The 398-nt window shown below is 74.1% G+C and carries 1 protein-coding gene; it reads right to left on the bottom strand.

What is annotated here, in order from left to right; all coding sequences use genetic code 11:
* Positions 1-398, bottom strand: a 398-nt coding sequence (locus tag AC1DYK_RS36070; RefSeq protein ID WP_478170633.1) for an HTD2 family dehydratase, incomplete at both ends; no start/stop codon positions are given.

Here is a 398-nt window from a genome sequence, read left to right as displayed (position 1 = left end):
CCCCCGCTTCGCCGCGCTTCGCGGCCTCGCGGTAGACGATGTCGTGACGGTCGCGCAGCAGCAGCGTCGCGCCGGCATGCACCTCGTGTTCGACCTTGACGAAGACCAGCGCGCCGGCCTTGCCCTGCTTCAGGCTGACGTCGACCACGCGCGAGGTCTTGCGCGCGGGCGCCGCCAGCGGTACCGGGGCGAAGAATTCGAGCTGGCTGCCGGCCCACATGCGGCGCGGCAGCGGCACCGGCGGCAGGAAGCCGCCGCGCGCCGGATGGCCGTCGGGGCCGAGCCGGTTCTCGGCCGCGGTCGGCAGGAAATAGCACCAGTGCCAAAGCGGCGGCAGTGCCCGGCCGGCCGGCCAGGGCTGATCTTCATTGCGCAGGGTCGCCGCGAGCGCGCGAGCG

This window comes from Variovorax sp. P2_H12 (assembly GCF_056403395.1).
Note: the sequence above shows the minus strand (reverse complement) of the source record. Positions and strands in the feature narration are given on the sequence as shown.